This window comes from Gorillibacterium sp. CAU 1737 (assembly GCF_039888655.1).
Taxonomy (GTDB): domain Bacteria; phylum Bacillota; class Bacilli; order Paenibacillales; family NBRC-103111; genus Gorillibacterium.
Genome location: NZ_JBDQQO010000002.1, coordinates 523803 through 546240, shown reverse-complemented (window position 1 = coordinate 546240; position 22438 = coordinate 523803). Strand labels below are relative to the sequence as shown.

Below are 22438 nucleotides of genomic sequence, written 5' to 3'. Positions count from 1 at the left end.
GGAAATCGCCAATTGCAAAGGAGTGTCCGTCTTGCAGCCGAAACCCTCTATTGTTCACCTGCCGGTCTATCAACCGGGAAAGCCGATCGAAGATGTGAAGCGGGAGCTTGGCCTGGAGAAGGTCACGAAGCTCGCTTCGAACGAGAACCCGTTTGGCTGTTCGCCGAAGGCGAAGGAAGCCATCATCCGGGAGCTCGATCATCTCAGCTTGTATCCGGACGGAGCGGCGGTCGAACTGACCGAGACGGTCGCAAAGCATGTGGGTGTGGAACCGAACCAGCTGATCTTTGGCTGCGGCTCGGATGAGGTCATCGAAATGATCGCCAAGGCGTTCCTTCTCCCCGGAGAAGAGACGGTCATGGCTACGCATACGTTTTCCCAATATCGCCATAATGCTGAAATCGAAGGGGCGGTCATCGTCGAAGCCGAGATGAAGGACGGCACGCACGATCTGGACGCCATGCTCGCCAAGGTGACGGAGCGAACGAAGATCGTCTGGGTCTGCAACCCGAACAACCCGACCGGAACGATCCTCTCCCACGAGGTAATCGCCGGTTTCCTGAATCGGATATCGCCGGATGTTCTCGTTGTTCTGGATGAAGCGTATATCGAATACGTGACGGAGCCGGATTTTCCGAACGGATTGGAGCTTCTGAAGCAGCACAAGAATCTGATCCTGCTCCGCACGTTCTCCAAGATTTACGGCCTCGCTGCCTTGCGGATCGGATTCGGCATCGGACACCCAGACGTCATCAAGCTGGTCAATCAGGTGCGGCCGCCGTTTAACACGACGCGTACGGCGCAAGCGGCAGCCAAAGCCGCCATTCTGGACGAAGAATTCATCGAACGCTGCCGTGTAGCCAATCGGGAGGGGATTGAATATTTGACAAGTGAATTCGATCGCCTGGGCTTGACCTATTTCCCGGCACACGGGAACTTCATCATGGTGGAGACCGGGCACCCGTCCAAGGAGCTCTTTGATGCACTGCTGCGGAAGGGCTACATCATTCGTGCCGGTCATGCCCTTGGTTTTCCGACCTCCCTTCGAGTGACCGTAGGGAGTCGAGAGCAAAACGAAGGATTTATCGTTGCGCTCACAGAAGTGCTGGCGGAACGAGCGGTAACGGCATAATAGTGTGAACCCAAGCAGGGCGGGGAGGAAGGCGGAAGCGCCGCTCCCCGTCTTGAATCATTTTGAGCAAAAGGTTGATGATGGTGAAAAAGATCGCGATTTTCGGGGTGGGACTCATGGGTGGGTCCCTTGCTCTTTGTTTTAAAGGGAAGCCGGGCCTGCATGTGGTGGGGCACTCTCCCAATCCGGCCTCGGCCGCTAAATACGCGGAGAGAGGCGTCGTAGACGAAGCGACCGTCGATTTTGAGGCTGCGGCAGCGAATGCCGATTTTATTTTTCTTTGTGTCCCGGTTGGTTTGCTTACGGAGTATTTGGATCAGCTCGGTCGTATGCGCTTAAAGCCGGGCTGCATCATCACGGATGTTGGAAGCACGAAAGCAGAGGTGTGCCGGGCGGCAACGAAGGTCGATCTGGGAGAAGCATGGTTCATCGGCGGCCACCCCATGGCAGGCTCCGAACGCTCCGGTGTGGAGGCAGCTTCGATCGATTTGTATGAGAATGCCTTCTACATCGTGACCCCTCTCCCTGGAGTGCCGGAGGAAGTCGTTGCCCAGTTGGAGGAGCTCCTTGCCTTAACGAGAGCCCAAGTGGTTCGCGTAGAAGCGGAGGAGCACGACGCCATTGTCGGTGGAATAAGCCATCTGCCGCATATCGTGGCGGTGGCGTTGGTCAATCTGATCGCGAAGCATAACGAGGAGAACGGCCTCTACCACAGCCTGGCGGCAGGCGGCTTCCGTGACATTACTCGCATCGCAGCGAGTGAGCCTGTCGTGTGGCGCGATATCTTGCTCAGCAACCGGCAGGTCGTGCTCGAGCTTCTGCAGGAATGGATCTCCGAATCGAAGAAATTCGTTGAGCTGTTGGAGCAGGAGGACGGAGACGGCATCATCGATGAGTTCAGCCGCTCCCGAGCATTCCGCAACTCCATCCCGGATCGCCGTAAAGGCGCACTCAAAGGATGGTTTGATCTGTATGTAGATGTCCCTGACCATCCCGGGATTATCGGGCACATCGCTTCCCGACTCGGGGAGGAGCGCATCAACCTGCGCAACATTCAGGTGATCGAGAGCCGAGCAGATGCGCCGGGGGTACTTCGATTGTCCTTCGACCATCAAGAGGCGCAAGACCGAGCGGAAGCCTTGCTTGGACAGTCATATGCGGTACACAAATAACGAATTTTTTCCTAAATTCGGCCGGGAAATCGGATTTAAAGACACACCTCAGAGCCCTTCCTTCTCCTTTCTAAGGGGGAGTGAGGGCTCTTCTTCATGCCTCCGAAAGGGCGGGACGGGTGTTCGGGTAGGACATTTATGATACGCAGGGGTAAACTCGTAGTTGAGTAGACTTCCTGTTTTTCATATGTTCGTAGGACCAGAGGGATGTTATCATTTTTTTATAGCAAATAAAGTTATTGGAGGCGTTACTTGTGCTTGATGGACAGAGGCTGGGAGTTAAAATCAACGCCTTACGGAAAAAGTCCGGTTATTCGCAGGAGAAGCTCGCAAACATGCTTGCCATTTCACCGCAGGCCATTAGTAAATGGGAGAATGGGCACAGCTTGCCGGAAACCTCGTTACTTCCTGTCCTCGCGCAAATTTTCAACTGCACCATAGACGACATCATCATGCCCGCTTACATCTTGGATGAAAAGATAGAACTAGAAAAAACAAGCGCAGAGGAGCTGCAAGCAGAACGTATTGCAGATCAAATCTTGCGAAAACTGGGGGAAGCGCAAATGGGCAAGCCATTAATAGGAATGGATGATGAATCCATTGTCCATGCAATCCGTCATACACACCCGAATATCGGAAACTGTGAAGTCATCAGAGGAACTCCCTCAAAAACGGATCGATATACCAGTATCCACCTCACCGTTGTTGCCCCGCAGACAGAAATAAAGCTGATGGAAAAGATCCATTCACCGGGAGACAAAGAGCTCTATCATTATCAAGTAGTGGCCGGTTACACCCGAAACGTACCCCAGATCTTTCACATGGACATGGACAAGGGTGTGCTTTTAATGGAGGATTTGAATGAGGGCTATGTTCATGGCAATCATTTCAACGAGGACAACGACAGCGGCGCATACGTACGGGAAAATTATCATGCTTTGCTTCAAGCAACGGCAAAATTTCACGCTGCCTTTATGGACAACAATGACGCGTTTCGGCAAATCGGTCTGGATTGGCGTTTGGAGAGCCGGGAGAACCTGCTCGCCCATATCAACGGAATGGAAAAAGACTTTCAAAACTATCGCACCGCCGAAGAAACAGGTAAAATTCCGAAGGTGTGGAATAGCTTTGAAAACACGATCGAATGGGGCAAGCTGGATTATTTTCAAATCGCTATCGATCGGTTACGGGAAAACTATGTTGGATTGATTGACTCAAGATTTACCCCGAGTAAACATCTCACCGTTGTTCATGGTGATTTGCACCCCGGAAATATGTTTCTTTCCAAGACTTCAAAGACCGTTAAATTCATTGACATGGAAGCGGTACGAATGGGGATAGGTACCGAAGATTTAGCGATGCTTTTAGCGCTCCACATTGCGCCGAATAAAAAACAAGCGCTTCCGCTGCTCCAGGTTTATCATAACGGCCTTTGCGAAACCATAAAGGATTATCCGTTTGAGTTGTTAGTAAGCGACTATCAACTCTCGATAATGGAAGCGATGTTTTACACGATCCGCCTACTAAACAGCGGGATTTATGATTTTTCAATGAGGGATAGAGCCATGGAGGCGTTTGAAACGTTTGTGCTTGATAAAGTATAGCTATTACATAGGGAGAAATTTCATATGAATATTCATTACTACTTGGATTGGTTTCATGATAAGGGCTTTTCGGAGAAGCTAGTCAATGTGTTGCAGGAGGATGTCACCGACCGAAAATCACTTGTTATGATTAGCGCGGATTCGCCCGAATACAAAGATGAGCCAGTTGAGTTCTTTTTGATGACTATCAACTTATTGATCACCGCACGCAGAAGGAAGAGGCCCAACGATTCATTCAAAACGCCTCGGTCGTCTTTTTATGTGGTGGAAGCCCTCGGAGCCAAAAGCACCTTTTAAACGGAATATGATGGATAAAGGTATCGTTTATGACACGAGATTCAGAAAGGGGTCGAGACGCTCTGAACCTGATCCTTCCTTTTTCGCAAGTAGAATCAAGTGCTGCGATTTCCATCCCTCTATAATGACGATAGGGTGGTTGAAACGGGGTGAACAGGTGAATGTACGAGTGGCACAAGCAAATCCAATTCATCGTTGATGAAATTGACGAGTGTATTAAAAATCGCAGCGGGGAAGCCATCACATTGCGATTTCTATCTCGTAAGTTAGGGTATTCCGAATTTCATACGACGAGAAAATTTAAAGAAATAGCGGGTATGCCCTTTCGGGACTATCTGCGGCATAGAAAATTAGCCTTTGCCCTAAAAGAGGTACGGGATTGTGAAAAAAGCCTGCTGGATATTGCATTTGATTATGGGTTTTCCTCCCATGAAGCGTTTACCCGAGCCTTCAAGGGAGCCTATGGGGTAACGCCGAGTGAATACCGAAAAAGACCTATGCCTGTTGCCCTTCGCACCAAAATTAACCCTTTCGACCGCTACTTTTTTGGGTTTGGAGAGATGGGTATGATGAAATCTACCGAGGATGTGAAAACGTATTTTGTAACCATTCCCGCACACCAGTTTTTGCACATTCAAAACCGTGAGAGTAATGGGTATTGGGATTTTTGGCAAAAGCAAAGCCTTGTCCCTGGACAGGACTGCGAAACCATATGCGGCATCCTCGATAGCATCAAGGGAAAATTGGATGACGCTGGCGGGACTAATGTGAACAGCGGCAGCGGTCAGCTTATGGCGTACATCCAGGACCCGGACGGCAGACTTTGCGATTGGGGGATTCCGCGTACCGAGTGTTACGGTGTACGACTTCCTATGGAATATAAAGGCGAAGTGCCCTCGCAGATGCGAATGATCGATGTTCCCGAAGCGGAGTATCTTGTTTTTGAACATGGGCCCTTCGATTATGAGCAGGAAAATCGCAGTGTCGAGGAAAAGATGGAAAAGGCAATGGCAGCCTTTGATTTTACGGGCACCGGTTACGGCTGGGATACTTCCCCCGGTAGAATCATTTACATGTACCATGATCCAGAACAGTTTTTTAAGTATATTCGACCAGTACGGAAGTCTTAATCAAGATAAGGATCGGGTGGAAGCCGGATTCGAAGACCATGCAGAGCCCATCATTCTCCTTCTCAAAGGGGAGTGAGGGTTCTTTTTTTATACAGCCCCCCTTCACTTTGACGTTGGGTCAAGTGATATACTCTTGATCGAAGGAAGGATCAACCCAGTAAAGGAGCCGGTCATGAGCCTCGTTAAAATTACCGAAGTAACGGAGCAATTCGACATTACCTCACGGACTCTACGCTATTACGAGCAGATGGGCATTTTGGCGAGTGTTCGCTTGCCCCTGGAAAAATACCGCTTCTACGACGAAGCGAACCTTAAGCGCTTACAGCAGATTATGGTCCTCCGAAAAATGCAAATTCCGATCAAGGACATCATCAAGATTTACGAAAATCAGGATATGACGGTGCTGGTACAAATGTTTGTCCAACGGATTCACGCCATTGATAACGAGATCGATGCTTTGGCTGAATTGAAATCCCTTGTCCAGGATTTTTTGCAGGCGATGCTGGACAACGGCATCTCCCACATCTCGGCCCTGCCTTTGCTCTATGAACGGCTGGAACATCAGATGCTCTCTCAGAGCAAGGAGAAGAAGCTGACATTATCCCGTTTAGATGAAGTGGCGAACAAGCTGACCAAGCCGCTTGAGCTTACCCTGCTGGAACTGCCGTCCATGCGTATGCTTTCCTCGAAGAGGAAGGACAGCGGCCAATCGGATGCCGATGGGTTCTGGAATACCCTGGCGAGCCGACAAATTCCCTTTGGGATACCCGGAAGCCGTGACTTCTTTGAATTCCAGACCGAAGAAGACACCATTTTATTGCAAAAGGTTACCGGATCTTTTCAAAACGATACCGACTTTTCCGACATTCACCTGGAGGGAGGCTTGTTCGCGGTAGGCGCGGCTTACGTGGATGAGGACATGGGCGACCTGCATCGGCGGATGATCCAAAGCTTCGATGACAATCTCTACTACGAGGTGGACTATCGCCATGATGGCAGACTTCGCCAGGAAACCTTGGTAGAATCGGTGATTTCCCAAGACAGCCAAAGAGAACGAGTGCAGCTGTATTTGCCTATAAAAAGACGAATGCTACTGGCCGAGCACTTTGAGCCATTTCGGCAAATCACCGGACCTTCAGCAGAGGAGATTGAGGCAGCCAACCCCGCTTTACACGAGTACCCCGTTGACTTTCATAAGATAACCTCTATTTATGATCCGCACTATAGGGTGCTTGAGAATGGGGAAGCAGAGTTTATTGCCTGGATCACTCCTCGATTGCTGTCCACCAACATCGCGGTGAAAATCCCTTTTCGGGTGGATATTGAATTCCTCGCGGAAAGCCAGAGCGAAGCCTATCAATATGGAGCGGATGAAGGAAGCCTGTGGTTTTCACATGGCAGCCATACCTACACCATGAATGCCCAGAACAATGCGGATTCCTATCTCTCCAAGCACGCGATCAAATTCGATCAGCCGGTGATTGGCAATACTTATCTTTATCCCCAAATCGGCAACATCCCACACGATCGGTACAACAAGCTAACCTGGATCATTGGAGAAAAGCATTTTGCGGTGATCCTGAACGGCGAAGTGCGGTTTTGCTCGGACAATATGCCTTACATGGCGATGGATCTCCATTGGCAAAGGCCAGAAACTCTTTTCATCGGCTCTAACGGGCAGGGAAAAAAGCTGTTCCGTTCCATAACCATTTCGCAATTGAAGACAAGTCCGAAAATCAAGCTAAAAAAAGGAGAATTGGTCATGACAGCATCCAAACCAAGCAACAACAGGCTTCCTCATCTTCACCAGCTCGTAACCTTGCATTACGGAGAAAACTACTGGTTTAACGGCTGTGCCCGCTTTCTGATGGAATGTCTTGGCGAATCCGATTACGATTACTGGTTTTTTGCTGGTCTTATCGGGGAGAATTTCACGCAGGTGTACTCTCGTAATCATTTCCGAGGGGATGGGCCGTTAGACTATCGTTTAAGCGAAAAAGGCAATCACGAGGTGGTTGAGGAGATCTTTGCACAATGTGGCTATGCCAGCAGCTTTGTCCCGCTCAAGCAGATTTTAAACAACCGGGAGATGTATGTGCAGACGCTGATGGCTTATATCGACAAAGGAATTCCCGTCATCTTCAATGACCACGGCAACAATCCCAATGACCGATACAGCTGGGGAGTGCTTGTGGGGTATGAAGACTATGGCAAGACCCTGCTCTACCTGTTCGGGGATGTGGCCGAGCCGGATCGTATATCCGTGGATGATTTGCTGCCAGCAGATTATTTGGCGGATGGTGACCATTGCAATGGCTGGCTCTTTATTGGCGAGAAGAAAAAGGATGTCTCGCTTGTGGAACTGTATCGGAAGCGGATCGAAACCTTGCTGGAGCTTCTGACCTTTGAAAACCAAAACTATCTCTTTGGAGCGAAGGCTTATCGGGCCTGGGCGGATGATATCGAGAACGGCAAATTTGACTCCATAAAGCCGGAGGACTTTGACGATTGGGCAATGTATAAGGTGTACGTCTGCAACCTCGCGACGAATAGCGGCGGGAGTCAAGGATTCTTGACGAAGGCGCAGGAGCTGAATCCGGATTTGTCTTTCTTGGAAGAGGTGCGCGAGCAATACCGGCAAACCGGGCATCTGTGGAATGATCAACACGGGGAAGACCTGGAGGCGCTGGGCGGAGGCTTTAATATCACCTTGGACACTCTTCAGGATCGGGCGAAGCGCGATCGAATTGTTGCGAAGATTCGGGAGTTTGCGGTCTGTATGGATCAAGTTCAGGCTCTATTAACCGAGCATGCGTCCTCAATTTCATGAACCCGATGCAAACGGTGAGATCCTTTTGGACATTGGCTTTTTCGTTGTGTCATAAGAGGAAGCACTTCCAAAATCTACAATAGAAATCGCTTTCAAAAAAAGATTGACAGAATGAAAACGGATACATATAATAAAAGTACAGTATGGTTTCTCTCCACTCCTATCCGAATTTGCACTCTGTGCAAGCCGCCAATCTTGGCGGCTTCTTTTTTTGCAGAGGGGAGGAGCGGCGACTTCCCGGTGACGTATGGGGGCAGAGGGATTGTGGTGGCGAATTCAATCCATTACCTAACAAGGAGAATAGCGATGAATCTATTTCTGTTGGAGCCGGAAGTCAGTGGAGGGCATGGGGAATATACGATCTACAAAACGGATCATGGGGTAAGACCGTCTGACAAGGTTAAATTTCTTCATTACGAGTTTGACGGTTGGTTAGGAGATCATTTCCTTACCTCAACTCCATGCTTTATCATCACACAAGAATTAGATGAGGTATTTAAGCAAAGGAATATAGGGGATTATTCAGTTGAAGAATGTTTGGTGTCGAAGTCAGATTTCTTCGAGGAACTATACGAAGATAAATTGCTGCCCACGTTTTTAAGAATGATCCCTCATGGTGAAATAACGATAAATAAACAGTCCTATGACAATTGGTCAGGGCATCATTTTTGCTTATCGGAAAAAGGCTACTTGGTCGTTACAGCCAAGGTTGTGAATGCGCTAGAAAAATATGCAAGTCACGGCACAATGACTACGTTACATGCAGGTATAAAATAGATAATACTCAACCTTTCTCTGGCTCATTCTTTGATCAATCGATAAAATGTAATAGCTGCACTAAAATGAAATCGTTCCACGGCTGTTTCATACTGATCATCCTCGTTCAGAATTTTTTTGTTCCAACCTGCAACCTTTTTCCGTTTTTCAACGTCAGGGTATTTGGAAGAAGCAATCGGATCGGCTTATTTTGAAGATTCGGCAATTGCTAGATGGCCATGAATGGGTTATTCTAATTCTAGTAGATATCCAACGCCGCCACGTGTTTCGCGAGGCACTACATAGAGATTTCGTCCGTAAGAAAACCGCTTCATCCCCACCGAAACTTTTATTGCCAGGCAGAGTCTAATGGGATATGGTACCTGCCTTAGGCGTCATGATCTTTATTTTTATGTAAGGCAGGAGGCTGACAGGCCATGACGGATTCCGAGCTGATCCGGGAAATCAAGGACGGCAACGCAGAATTGTATGCGGAATTGATGCAGCGCTACGAGCGCAAGATCTACGCATTTATTTTCCACATGCTCAAAAGTGCGAAGATGGAAGCAGCTGTCGATGATCTGTCGCAGGAAACGTTTTACAAGGCCTATCGAAGCCTTCAAACCTTCCGCGAGGTAGAGGCTTCTTTCTCGACCTGGCTTTACACCATCGCGCGAAATACCGTGCTGAGCGAGCTTCGCAAGCAAAAGCACATTAAGGTATCCCTGGAGCAGAGCGGGATGACTCCGCTTGCCCAGGCAGAACTGATGCCGGAACATACCATCCTGCGAAACGAGAAGGTTTCCCTCGTCCGAGAGGCGATCAACAACCTTCCCGAGAAGCAGCGGTCCGCTCTGATCCTGCGGGAGTACGATCAACTGGATTATCAGGAGATCGCCAGCATTCTGGGGCAGACCGTCAGTGCTGTCAAATCGCTCTTGTTCCGAGCCCGCACGAGTGTCAAGATTCAGCTCGAGCCCTATTACATGGATACGATTTTTGATTGATCCGTTGAACGGACTCCCAAGGATGTGACGACGGATCGGCATCAAGGGGTGAGCGAGGATGGACTGCTCTCGAGCCGAGGAATTGCTCGGCATCTACTTTGATCTACCAGAGGGTGACGAACGGCGTCTGCTGGTGGATCAGCATATTTTGGAGTGCCCCGCCTGTGCGGAAGAATTCCGCCTGTGGGAAGAAAGCTGCAGCCTGATCCAAGACGGCGGCTATTTTGAAGAGTTGATCCCCACTCCGGCAGAATCGGTCAGCCGCCAGGTGATGGCTCGGATCTATCAGGATGAATCGTGGCGCCTTCCCGCCAGCGAGCGAACCTTCTCGCTTCCCTTCCGGATGCGGCGCAACGTCTTCGCGATCATTTCTCTCTGTTTGGCGCTCTTTAGCGTCAGCTTGTTTTACTCGCTCCAGCATCGTCCGGCCGAACCGGCCGCTGTCGCCTCGGAGCACTCGGCTCTCTTCGGCTTCCATCAATCGGCGAGCTTCTCGCCGGATGAGACGACGGATGCGGATACCTTGTCCAAATCAGCGGTAGCCAGCGCCACGACCTCGTTCTTCGTGGAACCGGCTCGCCTCGATCCGATTCGGGAGACACCCAATTATTGGCTCGCCTTTTCGATCATCGGGCTGATTGGGACCTTGCTGACCCTGAATTGGATCACTCGGACGAAGATGACAACCTCATCCACGTAGATTTCGTGGCGATCAGGGCATCAACAGACCAAAAGACGGCGGAAGTCGTCTTTTTTTGTGCTTGAGCAACATCCGGCATATTTCTCGTTCCTCTCGGCGATAATGGTAGGAAAATCGGGAAGCCCGGGAGGATGGGAAATGAACCTAGCTGACATGCTCACCTATGCGGATATCCATGAGCTGAGCCGAATTGCTCGAACCTATGAGCTCCCCTGCAACTTGCATTCCAAGCATGAGCTCATTCAGTCTATCCTGACGACCGTTGGAAGGATCGATCGATTGAGTGAGGAAGTCAGCCGTATGGACGAGAACGAGCTGCGATTTCTCCATTCTCTCTTATTCGATGAGCGACAATCGTTCAGCTTGGAAGAGCTCACAGGCCGGGTGCTGACGGCGGTTCACGATCCCGAGGTCAAGAAGAAGGTCAATGCGAGGGATACCATCGTTCGCTTCAAGCAAAGGGGATGGCTGTTTACCGGCCACCATCGGCTAAACCACTACCTGTTCCTGTTTCCTGAAGATTTAAAAAGACGCTTCCGGGAAACGCTTTGCCGTCAGGACACAGCCAAGCTGGTGCAGCTTCGGGAAGCGCCCCCCGTCTACCGGGATGAGGGGGAGCAATTCACCGCCGACTTCGCCCAGTTTCTTCACTACCTCTCGCAAAATGACCTTCCCCTGAACGGGGAAGGGGTTCTCTATAAGCGAAGCTTGCAGCAGATCGCCGACCGATTCTCCATTCAGGAGGAGCCCGTTCCGAAGGCAGCGTGGAGATTTGGCTACGGCCGAAAATTCCGCGAGTATCCGGCGCGCTTCTCCTTAATGTACGACTATGCCTATTACAACGGGCTGATGGAGGAGGGCGCAGCGGAGCTTCGCATTACGGACGCTGGCCGATACCGAGTCAGTGAGAACCGAAGAGAAGACGTGCAGCAGGTCTATCGCTTTTGGCTTCGCCTCTACAAAGGTCCGGTACCCAATCTTCCCGCACTCGCTCCGTGGATCGGTCTTCTGACGAAGCCTTGGACCTCGGTCACGTCTCTCGTGGGCGTACTCTCTCCGCTCGTAAAACCGTTTTACTACGATTCTCCCGACGCGATCGTGAAAGAGAGAATCCTGCCCATTCTCATCCATCTCGGCATTTTGCGGGTCGGGGAGGACTCGAATCGGGAGAGCTATGTTCAGATCACCCGTGCCGGAGCCAAGCTCGTCCAGGGCATCACGGTCTCCGAAGAGGATCGCATTCTCCTGCCCGAGTGACCGCCCGTCGTTCTCCTGGTCTCCTCCACCTTCAAAGCGGCCATAATCGCGTGGAAGGAAAATGAAGCGTTGAGCGCGAATGAAGGTAGAGTGCGTCTTCAAAACGGTTGGTATAGCTGAGTTTGAAGACACACTCTAGTTGGAACGGACGCATACAGCGGGAGGAGACTTGCAACAATGCGAAAAGCATGGGAGGTCTTTCAGTATCTGCTCGTGACGAGAAGGATGCTGTGGGCCTTGGTGATGATCAACTTTCTTGGAACCCTCTACGGGTATTACTGGTACGCCGATCAATTGGCCGACGTCTATCGCACAAAGCCGCTGTGGATGCTGATCCTTGTCCCTGACAGCCCAACGGGATCGCTGTTCTTCACGCTGGCCCTCATCGGCTTGTTGGCGGATGTCTATCGGAAGCATGGGGCAGAGAAGGCCGTTCCGACAATCGAGAATGGAAAACAAAAGCTGACGCTCCGAAGTGCTGTCGAGGCGCTGGCCTGTGCAGCCTCCTTCAAGTATGGCATCTGGGCGGTTGCCGTCATCGTCGCTTCGGATCTGATGGGAACTCCCTTCAACATCCTGGATGTCATGCTGTCCGTCTCGCACTTGGGCATGGCAGTAGAGGCTGTTTTGTTTGCGCGCTTCTTCCGACTAAACGGGCGCTCTCTTGCGATCGGAGCCTGCTGGCTCTTCACGAGTGATGTTGTGGATTACACATTCGGGGTGTACCCGAACCTATCCTCGGTGCTGTTGGATTCGGTGCCGGCCGTCGCCGTATGGACAACCCTGCTCAGCGCTCTGACAATCTATCTCTTTTCCCGGTTAAGCAAAAGGAACACGCTCTAGGAGCTTCATGGACCCTCTGATCCAGATGTCGAGGCATAAAGCCGGACAGCCCCCCATAGCATGGTAGGGGAGGGGTGCAGGATGAGCTTTCGTTCCGGGTTTGGAAAAGCATTTCGCATCGGGTGCGCAGGAATCCTCGCAATGAGCTTGCTGCTCGCCGTTTCCGCCTGCGGTCACAAGGAGGAGCGCGTTCCGAAAGGAGCGGCAGCCGTTACGGCCGAAGAACAGGCGGAGGTTTCAGCGCTTGATCAGCTGGCGCAGGAGGTAGAGCGCTTAACCCGCGAGGGCAAGATCGCCGAAGCCCGCTTGCGGCTGAATCAATTGGGGGAGCAGACGGTCAACACCCGCTTTGAGGGCTTAACCGGCCTGGAGGGCGTTCGGGCACTCTCCGATGCGATCCTGACCGCTCAGCGTGCCTATAATCAGGCGCGCTTCTCGGAACCGAATGCCCAGAATGCCATTGCTGCTGTTCGGCTCATCACGGACGCGATGCTGCAGCCGGATGCCCCCCTCTGGCATCGCTCCTACAAGCTGTTGAAGGACAGCGCCAGCCGATTAGAGACCGCTGCCTTGGAAGGAGACGCTGCTCCTTATCGGGAGGCATACGCAGATTTTGCGGGGGAGTATCGCGAGATTCGTGCGGCTGCAACCGTTAAGACCCCGATGGAGCGCATCGAAAAGCTCGATTCGCTGCTGGTCTTTCTGGGGAAGCAAGGTCCGAGCAGCGGAAATCGTTCCCGCCTAGTAGAAGTCGTCCGACAAGTGCAGGAGGGCATCGATGAGCTGTTTGAGCGCCATGAAGAAAAGACGGCCTACCTGCCGCTCGCCGGAGCCGACCGGCCGCTTCTCTGGACCTTCGGCATCGGGTCACTGCTCACGACGGTTTTGAGCTTTGTCGGCTGGAGAATGTATCATTCGGACAGGCGGCTCACTCGCATCAGCCGGGAGCAGTTGAGCAAACGGGTACGGCGCTAGGATACTTGGGTAAGATCACGACCCTGTGGAAGAACAAAACCCATAAGAAAAGGGAGGGCCGGAGCCCTCCCTTTTTTGCATATGCCATCGACGATGGTGATCCTTACCCTTGCGATTCGCGAAAGCCTTCGCCAAAGACATCGTGAACGTTGCCGATGATGACAAAAGCGGAGGGGTCTTTGGCATGCACGATCGCCTTCAAGCGGCTCACTTCATGGCGTGCTACGACGCAGTAGATCACGTTCTTCTCCTGCTTGGAATAAGCTCCGCGAGCGGGGAAGAGGGTAACGCCGCGATCCATTTCCATGGTGATTTTCTCAGCAAGCTCTTCGCCATGGTCAGAGATGATGGTGAGGGCGCGCGCCGAGTAAGCCCCTTCGGTGATAAAATCGATGGTTTTGGAGCCGACGAAGGCGGCGACGAGGGTGTAGAGGATTTTTTCCTTCGGCAGGAAGAACAAGGCGCTCCCGATAATGAGGACATCGAGAACCAGCATGATCTGGCCCATGCTCCAGCCGCGCCACTTGTTCAGAAGCCTGGCCACGATGTCGACCCCGCCGGTGGTTCCCCCCATTCGAAACACGATGCCGAGGCCTCCCCCGATCGATAACCCTGCGTAGAGGGTGACGAGGAAGTAATCTTCTCGAGATGCGAAGGGAATGATCCAGCCTTGCTTGGTCATCATTTCAAAGACCCATAGGAAGAGGGAGAGCGATAAGATTCCAAACAATGTATAAGCCATTGACTTTCCTCCAAACACACGGAGGCCGAGCAGGAACAGCGGAATATTGAGCACGAGGGTGGTAATCGAAGGAGAAATGTCCGCCAGGTAATGAAGGATCAGGGAGATCCCGGTGATGCCCCCTTCCATCAGCTCGTTGGGAATAACGAAATAGTTGATGCCGAAGGCATAGATGGCGGTTCCTAGCATAATGCCACCCGTTCGTTTGAAAAGCAAAGTCCAAGCCGTTCGTTTCATGCATACGCTCCTGTCGATAAAAGAGATGGTCAGTCGGCCTTATTATACCTAATTCTGTCTGTTGAGAGCCAGAGCGTGTTTTCAAACGGGTGGACCCCATGAAGGGACGGCTTGCTAAGCAGGTTGGACACAGGCTTCAGGTGGGCTGCAAGATTGTATTCGGTGAGGCTTTGAGTTAACATGAATGAAGAATCCGTGTCGAATGAAAGTTGAATTCAGGAGGAACCGTGCATGCGGCAAAAAACGCTGGCCGAGCTGCAGGGCGAGGTCGATGCTTACATAGCTCAATTCAAAGAGGGCTACTTCAGTCCGCTTGCTCTCGTAGCGAGAATGGCGGAAGAGGTAGGGGAACTGGCTCGTGAGGTAAATCATACCTATGGAGAGAAGCCCAAGAAGCCCGATGAAGAGGAGAACTCCATCGAAATGGAGCTCGGTGATATCCTCTTTATCACGATCTGCTTCGCAAATTCCCTCGGGATCGATCTGACGGAAGCCCATGATAAGATCATGCACAAGTTCAACACCCGAGATGCCAATCGTTGGACTCGCGTGAACACCGAATCCCCGTAAGCCTCATATGCTGTACCATCTACGGCTTTCCGAACGGGAAGCGAAGGAGGATGGACAGTGAACGGGGAAGCGTGGGTTAAGGAAGCTTATGACGCCATTCTTGAGGGCGACTTCGAGCGGGCGATCGCCTGCTTCGAACGGGCGATCGCGCTAGACCCGGGATGCGCGTCCTATCACTATAAGCTGTCGGTGACTTGTTCTCGAAGCGGGCGCCTGAAGCGTGCGCTGCAAGCGGCGAATCAAGCCGTTCGGCTGGCACCAGCTGATGAAGGATACCGCCAGCAGTTGAATCATGTGAAAGCATTGATCAGTATGGAGCAAGCTAAGGAACAGTTGCAGGCTCTGCAACAAGAGGACAAGGCCGAGTCTTTGCGCGCCGCGATCCGTCTGCTTCAAAATGCGGTGGAGCTGGATCCCCTTTCTGCGTCCGCCTATCTTATGCTTGCGGCGGTTTTTGAGGAAGCCGGGCGCAGCCGGGAGGCACTCGCCGCGGTGGAGGAAGCGCTGCATTTGGACCCCACCCATCCCGAAGCAGCGGCTTTCGCAGCCCGGCTCGGCGGCAAGAAGCTTTTGCACTAATCAATCGGATGGATAACAACAGACAGGAGATGACCAGGATGAACCCAACTACCGAACAACGCATTCGTATCGCCGTCGCCGGCGCCGGAGGAAAGATGGGCCGGGAAGTGATCAAGCTCGCCCTAACGGACCCGGGGTTGACCTTGGTTGCCGCAGTGGACCGCTCCCGCAAGGGAGTCGACGCCGGATTGCTGGCCGGAATGGAGGAGTGCGGCATTGCAGTAAACACCGATCTGGAGCTGGCTCTCGTCGAATCCCGTCCGGATGTCCTCGTGGATTTCACCATTCCCGAGGTGGTGATGAACAACGCGCGCATCTCCATCAAGCACGGGGTTCGTCCCGTCATCGGCACCACGGGGCTCAGCACGGACCATCTGGAAGAGCTGGACAAGCTGTCGAAGGAGAAGGGGATTGGAACCGTAGTGGCGCCAAACTTCTCCATTGGCGCGATCCTGATGATGAAATTCGCAGCAGAAGCTGCAAAATACATGCCGTATGTGGAGATCGTGGAATACCACGGGGGGCAGAAGCTGGATGCGCCGTCCGGGACCTCGATTAAAACGGCGGAGCTGATTGCCCAGAACCGGCAAGAATTCCGCCAAGGCCATCCGGATGAGAAGGAGATCATCGACGGCTCGCGCGGCGGGCTGTACGACGGCTTCCGCATCCACAGCGTCCGGCTTCCGGGCATCTTCGCACAGCAGGAGGTTCTGTTTGGCGGGGATGGGCAAACCCTGAAGATCCGCCACGACTCCTACGATCGCGCCGGGTATATGCCGGGTGTGTCCGTTGCGGTCAAGCGAGTGATGACCGAGCGAGGCCTTGTGTATGGAATTGAACATTTTCTAACTTCGAGCGAACAGGACAACCGCTAATCGAGCAAAGCCGGTTGAATGGCGCTCTACATAATGTCCCCGAAGCGGGACCTAACGACCAAAGGAAGTGGATAGCATGAGCCTGGATATCGCCTTTATTGCCCATGACCGAATGAAGGACGAGATGGTCAACTTTGTGACCGCTTATCAACACGTATTTGCTCAACAACACCGCCTGTATGCTACGGGAACGACCGGACAGCGCATCATGGACAAAACCGGCCTGACCATTACCCGATTCATGTCGGGACCGCTAGGCGGTGATCAGCAGATCGGCGCCCTCGTCGCCGAGAATGTAATGGACCTGGTGATCTTCCTGCGGGATCCGCTGACGGCGCAGCCGCATGAGCCGGACATCACGGCCTTGCTTCGCTTGTGCGATGTGCAGGGAATTCCGCTCGCCACGAATGTGGCGACAGCGGAGCTTCTCGTTCGTGCTCTGGAACGAGGCGAGTTCGGCTGGCGGGAAGTCGTGCACAAATACAAGCCGGAGGCCGGAAAATGACAGACGGGATTGACATTCTCATCTTCGGCGCTCATGCGGACGATGCCGAAATCGGGATGGGCGGAACCATCGCCAAGCATGTCCAAGCCGGGTTCCGCGTCGCCGTCTGCGAGTTAACCTGCTCCGAGCTGTCTTCAAACGGCACGGTGGAGCGGCGCAAGCAGGAGGCAGCGGAAGCTGCCCGCATTCTAGGTCTCGCCGAGCGGAGCAACCTGGGCTTGCCGGATCGCGGCATCTCCGTCTGCCAAGAGCACATTGAGGCAGTTGCCATGGAGATCCGTCGGCTTCGACCGCGGATTGTCTTCGCTCCCTACCATCGGGATCGGCACCCGGATCATGTTTTGTGCGGCCAGATTGTGACGGAGGCGGTCTTCAATGCAAAGCTGCGCCGCTATCGGCCGGAGGTCGAGCCGGTGACCGTGGAAGCCCTGTACTATTACTTTATCAATGATACTGCGGTGCCTGACCTTGTGGTCGATATCAGCGAAAGCTATGAGGTGAAGCAGCAGTCGCTCAGCGCTTATGAAAGTCAATTCGAAAGTCCGGTTGGGCGCGAGGATGCGGTGTGGACCCCTCTTAATCAAGGGTATTTGAGCCGTGTTGAGGCACGCGACCGCGCGCTCGGCACGCAGCATCAGGTCGCTTACGCAGAAGGCTTCGCCGTCAAGGTTCCTTATATGACTGAACTTATGCTATAAGCTTTGCTTTTTCAAGAAAGGAGGAGTCCCGCGTGGAAAAACGATTGAAGATCGGGATCACCTGCTATCCGACGTTAGGAGGCTCCGGTGTGGTGGCCACGGAGCTCGGCAAGATGCTGGCCGAGCGGGGGCATGAGATCCATTTTGTCACCCACAGCATTCCGTTTCGTCTCGGACGCTTTCATCGCAACATCCACTTTCATGAGGTGGAAGTGAGCGATTATTATGTGTTCAAATACCCGCCCTACGACCTGGCGCTTGCCAATAAGCTGGCCCAGGTCGCCCAAATGGAAAAGCTGGATCTCCTTCACGTCCACTACGCCATTCCGCATGCGGTATGCGCCCTGCTTGCCAAGCAGATGGTAGGCGATCACCTCAAGGTCATCACGACGCTCCATGGAACGGATATCACGGTGCTGGGAGAAGATCCGTCCATCCGCGCGCTGATTCAATATGCCATCAACCAAAGCGATGCCGTAACGGCTGTCTCGGATGATCTCATTCAGGAGACTCGCAAGCTGCTGGACATCACCCGGCCGATCGAGCTGATCTACAACTTCGTGGACAAACGCGTCTTTTACCCGCGGGAAGTGGACAAGCTTCGCTCGGAATTTGCCGACCCGAACGAGAAAATCCTGATTCACATGTCCAACTTCCGCCCGGTCAAACGGGTCATGGACGTCGTCGATATCTTCGCTTGCGTCAATCAGAAGGTGCCATCCCGCTTGCTTATGGTAGGAGACGGACCGGACATCGGTACGGTGATGAACAAGGTCGAACGGCTTGGCCTGAAGGATCGGGTCATCTTCTGCGGCAAACAGGACGCGGTTGCAGAAATTTTATCGCTGTCCGATCTCATGCTCCTTCCGTCGGAAAAGGAAAGCTTCGGCCTCGTTGCCCTGGAGGCGATGGCTTGCGGGGTTCCGACCGTGGGAAGCTTGGCCGGGGGGATTCCCGAGCTCGTCGAGCACGGCGTATCCGGATTCCTGTCTCCGATCGGCGATATTGCCTCCATGGCGGACCATGCCATTCGGCTGCTGCAGGATGGGGAGCTGTACAAGCGGGTGGCGGATGCTTGTCTCCACCGCGCTCACCACACGTTCTGCAACGATCGGATCGGGATGGAGTATGAGGATCTCTATTACCAGGTGCTGAGCGGCCAATCGGCTGATGCCGAGCATCCTGCTTGTACGAGGCGGAACCCATGACCGTAACCGACACGAAGATGATGATGGAAGAAGGAAAGCGGGTACTCGCGCGGTTAGAGGAAGCGGGGTATTCCGCTTTCTTTGTCGGAGGGTGTGTGCGGGATCTGGTCAGCGGACGGCCCATTCACGACGTGGATCTCGCGTCGTCCGCCCCACCGGAGAAAGCCATCGAGCTGTTCCCGGATGCACTCGCCACCGGCTTAAAGCACGGAACGATCACCGTGCGCCAAGGCGGGTGCTTTTTTGAATTGACAACCTTCCGCAAAGAGACCGAATACAAGGATCATCGTCGACCGGACGGTGTTGAGTTTGTTTCGGAGATTGAGGAAGATTTACGTCGACGCGACTTTACGATGAATGCGATGGCGATGGATCGGCATGGCGTGCTGCTCGACCCCTTTCAAGGGGCAGCCGATTTGGAGCAGGGCATCCTGCGAGCCGTTGGAGAGCCCGATGAGCGGTTTCGGGAGGATGCGCTCCGCATGCTGCGCTGCATTCGGTTTGCTGCGAACTACAAGCTGTCGGTTGAAGAGAATACTTGGCTCGCCCTGCTGGCTAACGCGAGGCTGCTTCGCCACATTGCGATGGAGCGGGTGCGCTCCGAGGTCGTGCGCATGATCGAGGGACCTTATCCGGTGGAAGGGCTTCGTCTTCTGTCGGACAGCCGACTGCTCCGATACACCAAGGAAAGACTTGATATGGCACTTCGCGACTGGACGGCAAATGAGCTTCCGCCTGTGCTGCTAACGCTGGATGGGCTTGCCTCTGAGCTTCGTCTTCTCTTGCTGGCGAAAGTGATGGAGCTCAGCGCCTCGCAAGCAGAAGCGTTGTGGAGAACGATGACGTTCTCCGTGAAGGAAGGCAAGCGGACCGCAGCCTTTCTCGGAGCGGATGCTTATTTGGCAAGGGAACTGGGCTTGGCAGCTCGCCATGCAAAGGCAATCGCGAGCGATGAGGCCGCTCCTCTCTTCAAGCGAGCGGTTCTTCTCTTCGCAGAGGAAGCCATGCAGGATTGGCTTGCGATCGCTCGCCACTTCAGTCAGCATGGTCTTCCCATATGGGCGGATGCGACTCTTCCTTCTGTAGAAGCGCTCCTCCAGGAAGGGGAGGATTGGCTTCGTCAGATGCCGGCGAAACGCATGGAGGAGCTTGCCGTTAACGGGGGGGCGATCCAGGCCTCGCTCGATCGAAAGCCGGGTCCTTGGCTAGGTAAGCTCATGAAGCACATGCTGGAGGAAGTTGCGGTCGGGGAGCTGCCGAACGAGGAGAACGCCCTTCTGGACTGGGCTTGCAAAAGAGCGCAGGAGATTACGGATTAGGGAGGAACAAGTGTTGGAGAAACAGGATCGGCTGGATGAGGAACGGCTTCAATCTGCCTTCACGTCGCAGATCTTCGGACGAACCTTGCGCGTCTATGAGTCAGTCGGCTCTACGCAGGACGAGGCTCGTTCCTGGGCGATTGCGGGTGCACCGAACGGATCGCTCGTCATGGCAGAGCAGCAGCGATCGGGCCGTGGCCGAATGGGGCGAGTGTGGCATTCTCCCAAGGGAAAAGGGCTTTGGATGAGTGCCGTCATCCGCTCGGGGTTCCGCCTGGAGCAGGCGCCTCCCTATACGCTGGTGACGGCGGTAGCCGTGTGCCGGGCCATCCGTGAACTAAGCGGGGCGAACGCCCGGTTGAAATGGCCCAACGATGTGCGCATTGACGGGAAGAAGATTGCCGGCATACTGGTGGAGCTGATCTCTTCGGGTACTCGGGTAGACGCCATACTCGTAGGGATTGGGATTGGCGTCAATTTGGACGAAGAGGATTACCCTGACGAGTTGAAGGAGAAAGCCACCTCACTCAAATTGGCGACGGGCAGCGCCGTGGATCGAACGGAGCTGGCCGCTCTTATCATGAAGAAGCTGGAGGAGCTCACGGCTTTCTATCTCCAGGAGGGCTTTGAACCGATCCGCAGCCTTTGGGAAGCGCTTAGCGATACCCTAGGCAATCGGGTACAGGTCGAATCTCCTCTCGGAACCATCGCGGGCACGGCGATTCGGTTGGATTCATCCGGGGCGCTGGTCGTCCGAACCGATAGCGGGGAGGAACATATTCTGTACAGCGGGGATGTCACAACCTTCTCGTCTCCTTGATTTTATGAGATTCTCATGCGGGATTAAGCTTCCTTTAAGGTTCACCCGGTATGGTTACTATACTCTCTTTTTCACGATATGCGTTTCATCCTTGCCCCGGAGCCTCTCCGGGGCCTTTTTTTTGTCGGCATTCCGAGAGTGCCTCTCTAGCCAGAAAGCTGCCAGTTCCGCATTGGATGAGATAGCGGGTTTGCGACTCGCCCAGCCTCAGGCATTCTTCGAAAGCGAGCGCCGCTTCTTCCCATCTTTGTTCGGCCATTCGGACGCTTCCTTTTGCATAATGGAGATCTACATAATCGGGATAGAGATGGATCGCCTTCTCGATGCCCGCTGAAGCGATCTTCCATTCCCCTGCCGCCAGCAGAGCGCTGTATTTCAGTTTGTATAGGAGCGGTGGCGGAAGCTGCCCGGCCTTCAGAAAACGCTGAATGGACAGGTTGACGGCTTGGATGGTATCGGGATAGAGCCCCATGCGGTACCATTCGCTGGCAAGGTGGTACTCCAGCCAGGGATGCTCTTCCTTTTGCTCGATTGTCTTATGCAGTAGGCTGAGGTTTCGTTGCTGCTTGAAGGCGGTTTGAGTTGTATCCTCGCGGTAGCCTTCGTGGACAAGCACCATCGGGAAGGAGCGAATCTCCTGATTCCACGGCCCCTGGGGTAGGACGTCTTCGATGTTCAGCATTTCGTGAATGCGGTAGCGAAACGAGAGTCCTTGCCGGTTGCGGAACAACCGCGGCTGTTCCATCTTGTACATCTCCTGTTGTCCAGGAGACACGGCTGTCTCGTGAAGGGTCAATATCGTTAGGAGCAGGTCACGCTCGAACGAGGGTTCGTCGAGCTTGCGTAATTCCTTACCGCCTTCGAGCACCTCATCGGCATCCATCCACAAAAGCCAGTCTCCCGTCGCCAAGGACATGGCATAATTGCGAGCTTCGGCAAAATGATCATCCCAACGGTAGTTGTGGATTTGCTCGGTATAAGACGCAGCAATTTCACGCGTTCGGTCGGTGGACCCGGTGTCCACCACAATGATTTCATCGACATGCGGGCACACGCTGTTCAAGCATCTTGACAGGTGGCGTTCTTCGTTACGAACGATCATGCATAGCGAGATACGGGAAGCCATCGGCTCATCACTCCTCTCCGTCGGCCTATTCCATCAGATTCGAAACGGTGCCGATA

At 53.3% G+C, this 22438-nt stretch carries 22 protein-coding genes; 20 read left to right on the top strand and 2 right to left on the bottom strand.

The window, feature by feature from the left end; all coding sequences use genetic code 11:
• Nucleotides 1-31: 31 nt before the first annotated feature.
• From hisC to AAFN83_RS06970, 12 genes are all read left to right on the top strand, one after another.
• On the top strand, nucleotides 32-1132 hold the full coding sequence (hisC, locus tag AAFN83_RS07025) for a histidinol-phosphate transaminase (protein ID WP_347768140.1): 1101 nt from the start codon (nucleotides 32-34) through the stop codon (nucleotides 1130-1132).
• Between the two features lie 80 nt (nucleotides 1133-1212).
• Nucleotides 1213-2304 (top strand): prephenate dehydrogenase, encoded by a 1092-nt coding sequence (locus AAFN83_RS07020; RefSeq protein WP_347768139.1) that lies wholly within the window; start codon nucleotides 1213-1215, stop codon nucleotides 2302-2304.
• Nucleotides 2305-2558: 254 nt separating this feature from the next.
• The gene (locus AAFN83_RS07015; protein WP_347768137.1) at nucleotides 2559-3908 is read left to right on the top strand and encodes a helix-turn-helix domain-containing protein; all 1350 of its coding nucleotides are present in this window, start codon (nucleotides 2559-2561) and stop codon (nucleotides 3906-3908) included.
• Nucleotides 3909-3932: 24 nt separating this feature from the next.
• A complete protein-coding gene (locus AAFN83_RS07010; protein WP_347768136.1) occupies nucleotides 3933-4205 on the top strand; it encodes a hypothetical protein in 273 nt (90 codons plus the stop codon).
• 161 nt (nucleotides 4206-4366) lie between these two features.
• The gene (locus tag AAFN83_RS07005) at nucleotides 4367-5335 is read left to right on the top strand and encodes a helix-turn-helix transcriptional regulator (RefSeq protein WP_347768134.1); all 969 of its coding nucleotides are present in this window, start codon (nucleotides 4367-4369) and stop codon (nucleotides 5333-5335) included.
• A 172-nt stretch (nucleotides 5336-5507) separates the two neighbouring features.
• Nucleotides 5508-8165 carry a MerR family transcriptional regulator gene (locus AAFN83_RS07000; protein WP_347768133.1) on the top strand — a complete coding sequence of 886 codons (2658 nt, stop codon included), beginning with the start codon at nucleotides 5508-5510 and terminating at the stop codon, nucleotides 8163-8165.
• A gap of 306 nt (nucleotides 8166-8471) precedes the next feature.
• Nucleotides 8472-8942: a hypothetical protein gene (locus tag AAFN83_RS06995; RefSeq protein ID WP_347768132.1), complete on the top strand. Its 471-nt coding sequence runs from the start codon at nucleotides 8472-8474 to the stop codon at nucleotides 8940-8942.
• A 416-nt stretch (nucleotides 8943-9358) separates the two neighbouring features.
• Complete coding sequence (locus AAFN83_RS06990) at nucleotides 9359-9928, top strand: RNA polymerase sigma factor (protein WP_347768130.1); 570 nt, start codon at nucleotides 9359-9361, stop codon at nucleotides 9926-9928.
• 58 nt (nucleotides 9929-9986) lie between these two features.
• Nucleotides 9987-10628, top strand: coding sequence for an anti-sigma factor family protein (locus AAFN83_RS06985; RefSeq protein ID WP_347768129.1), 642 nt, complete (start codon nucleotides 9987-9989; stop codon nucleotides 10626-10628).
• Nucleotides 10629-10766: 138 nt separating this feature from the next.
• Nucleotides 10767-11885 (top strand): hypothetical protein, encoded by a 1119-nt coding sequence (locus AAFN83_RS06980; protein ID WP_347768128.1) that lies wholly within the window; start codon nucleotides 10767-10769, stop codon nucleotides 11883-11885.
• 177 nt (nucleotides 11886-12062) lie between these two features.
• Nucleotides 12063-12728: a DUF1405 domain-containing protein gene (locus tag AAFN83_RS06975; protein WP_347768127.1), complete on the top strand. Its 666-nt coding sequence runs from the start codon at nucleotides 12063-12065 to the stop codon at nucleotides 12726-12728.
• A gap of 81 nt (nucleotides 12729-12809) precedes the next feature.
• On the top strand, nucleotides 12810-13703 hold the full coding sequence (locus tag AAFN83_RS06970; protein WP_347768126.1) for a sporulation protein YpjB: 894 nt from the start codon (nucleotides 12810-12812) through the stop codon (nucleotides 13701-13703).
• 103 nt (nucleotides 13704-13806) lie between these two features.
• On the opposite strand, the gene AAFN83_RS06965 is transcribed toward AAFN83_RS06970, so the two are convergent.
• A complete protein-coding gene (locus AAFN83_RS06965) occupies nucleotides 13807-14682 on the bottom strand; it encodes a YitT family protein (RefSeq protein ID WP_347768125.1) in 876 nt (291 codons plus the stop codon).
• A 231-nt stretch (nucleotides 14683-14913) separates the two neighbouring features.
• Between AAFN83_RS06965 and AAFN83_RS06960 the strand changes: the two genes are divergently transcribed.
• The 8 genes from AAFN83_RS06960 (at nucleotide 14914) to AAFN83_RS06925 (ending at nucleotide 21256) form a co-directional block, all read left to right on the top strand.
• Complete coding sequence (locus tag AAFN83_RS06960; protein WP_347768124.1) at nucleotides 14914-15252, top strand: nucleotide pyrophosphohydrolase; 339 nt, start codon at nucleotides 14914-14916, stop codon at nucleotides 15250-15252.
• Nucleotides 15253-15309: 57 nt separating this feature from the next.
• Nucleotides 15310-15831, top strand: coding sequence for a tetratricopeptide repeat protein (locus tag AAFN83_RS06955; RefSeq protein WP_347768123.1), 522 nt, complete (start codon nucleotides 15310-15312; stop codon nucleotides 15829-15831).
• A gap of 38 nt (nucleotides 15832-15869) precedes the next feature.
• A complete protein-coding gene (gene dapB / locus AAFN83_RS06950) occupies nucleotides 15870-16706 on the top strand; it encodes a 4-hydroxy-tetrahydrodipicolinate reductase (protein WP_347768122.1) in 837 nt (278 codons plus the stop codon).
• 76 nt (nucleotides 16707-16782) lie between these two features.
• Nucleotides 16783-17211, top strand: coding sequence for a methylglyoxal synthase (mgsA, locus tag AAFN83_RS06945; protein ID WP_347768120.1), 429 nt, complete (start codon nucleotides 16783-16785; stop codon nucleotides 17209-17211).
• A complete protein-coding gene (gene bshB1, locus AAFN83_RS06940) occupies nucleotides 17208-17909 on the top strand; it encodes a bacillithiol biosynthesis deacetylase BshB1 (protein ID WP_347768119.1) in 702 nt (233 codons plus the stop codon). The genes mgsA and bshB1 overlap by 4 nt, the downstream gene beginning before the upstream one ends.
• Nucleotides 17910-17941: 32 nt before the next feature.
• Entirely contained in the window at nucleotides 17942-19117 is a 1176-nt protein-coding gene (bshA, locus tag AAFN83_RS06935) for an N-acetyl-alpha-D-glucosaminyl L-malate synthase BshA (RefSeq protein WP_347768118.1), read from the top strand.
• Entirely contained in the window at nucleotides 19114-20436 is a 1323-nt protein-coding gene (locus AAFN83_RS06930; RefSeq protein ID WP_347768117.1) for a CCA tRNA nucleotidyltransferase, read from the top strand. Before bshA ends, AAFN83_RS06930 begins: the two co-directional genes overlap by 4 nt.
• A gap of 13 nt (nucleotides 20437-20449) precedes the next feature.
• Nucleotides 20450-21256 carry a biotin--[acetyl-CoA-carboxylase] ligase gene (locus AAFN83_RS06925; RefSeq protein WP_347768115.1) on the top strand — a complete coding sequence of 269 codons (807 nt, stop codon included), beginning with the start codon at nucleotides 20450-20452 and terminating at the stop codon, nucleotides 21254-21256.
• A gap of 85 nt (nucleotides 21257-21341) precedes the next feature.
• On the opposite strand, the gene AAFN83_RS06920 is transcribed toward AAFN83_RS06925, so the two are convergent.
• A complete protein-coding gene (locus tag AAFN83_RS06920) occupies nucleotides 21342-22382 on the bottom strand; it encodes a glycosyltransferase family 2 protein (RefSeq protein WP_347768114.1) in 1041 nt (346 codons plus the stop codon).
• Between the last annotated feature and the right edge of the window lie 56 nt (nucleotides 22383-22438).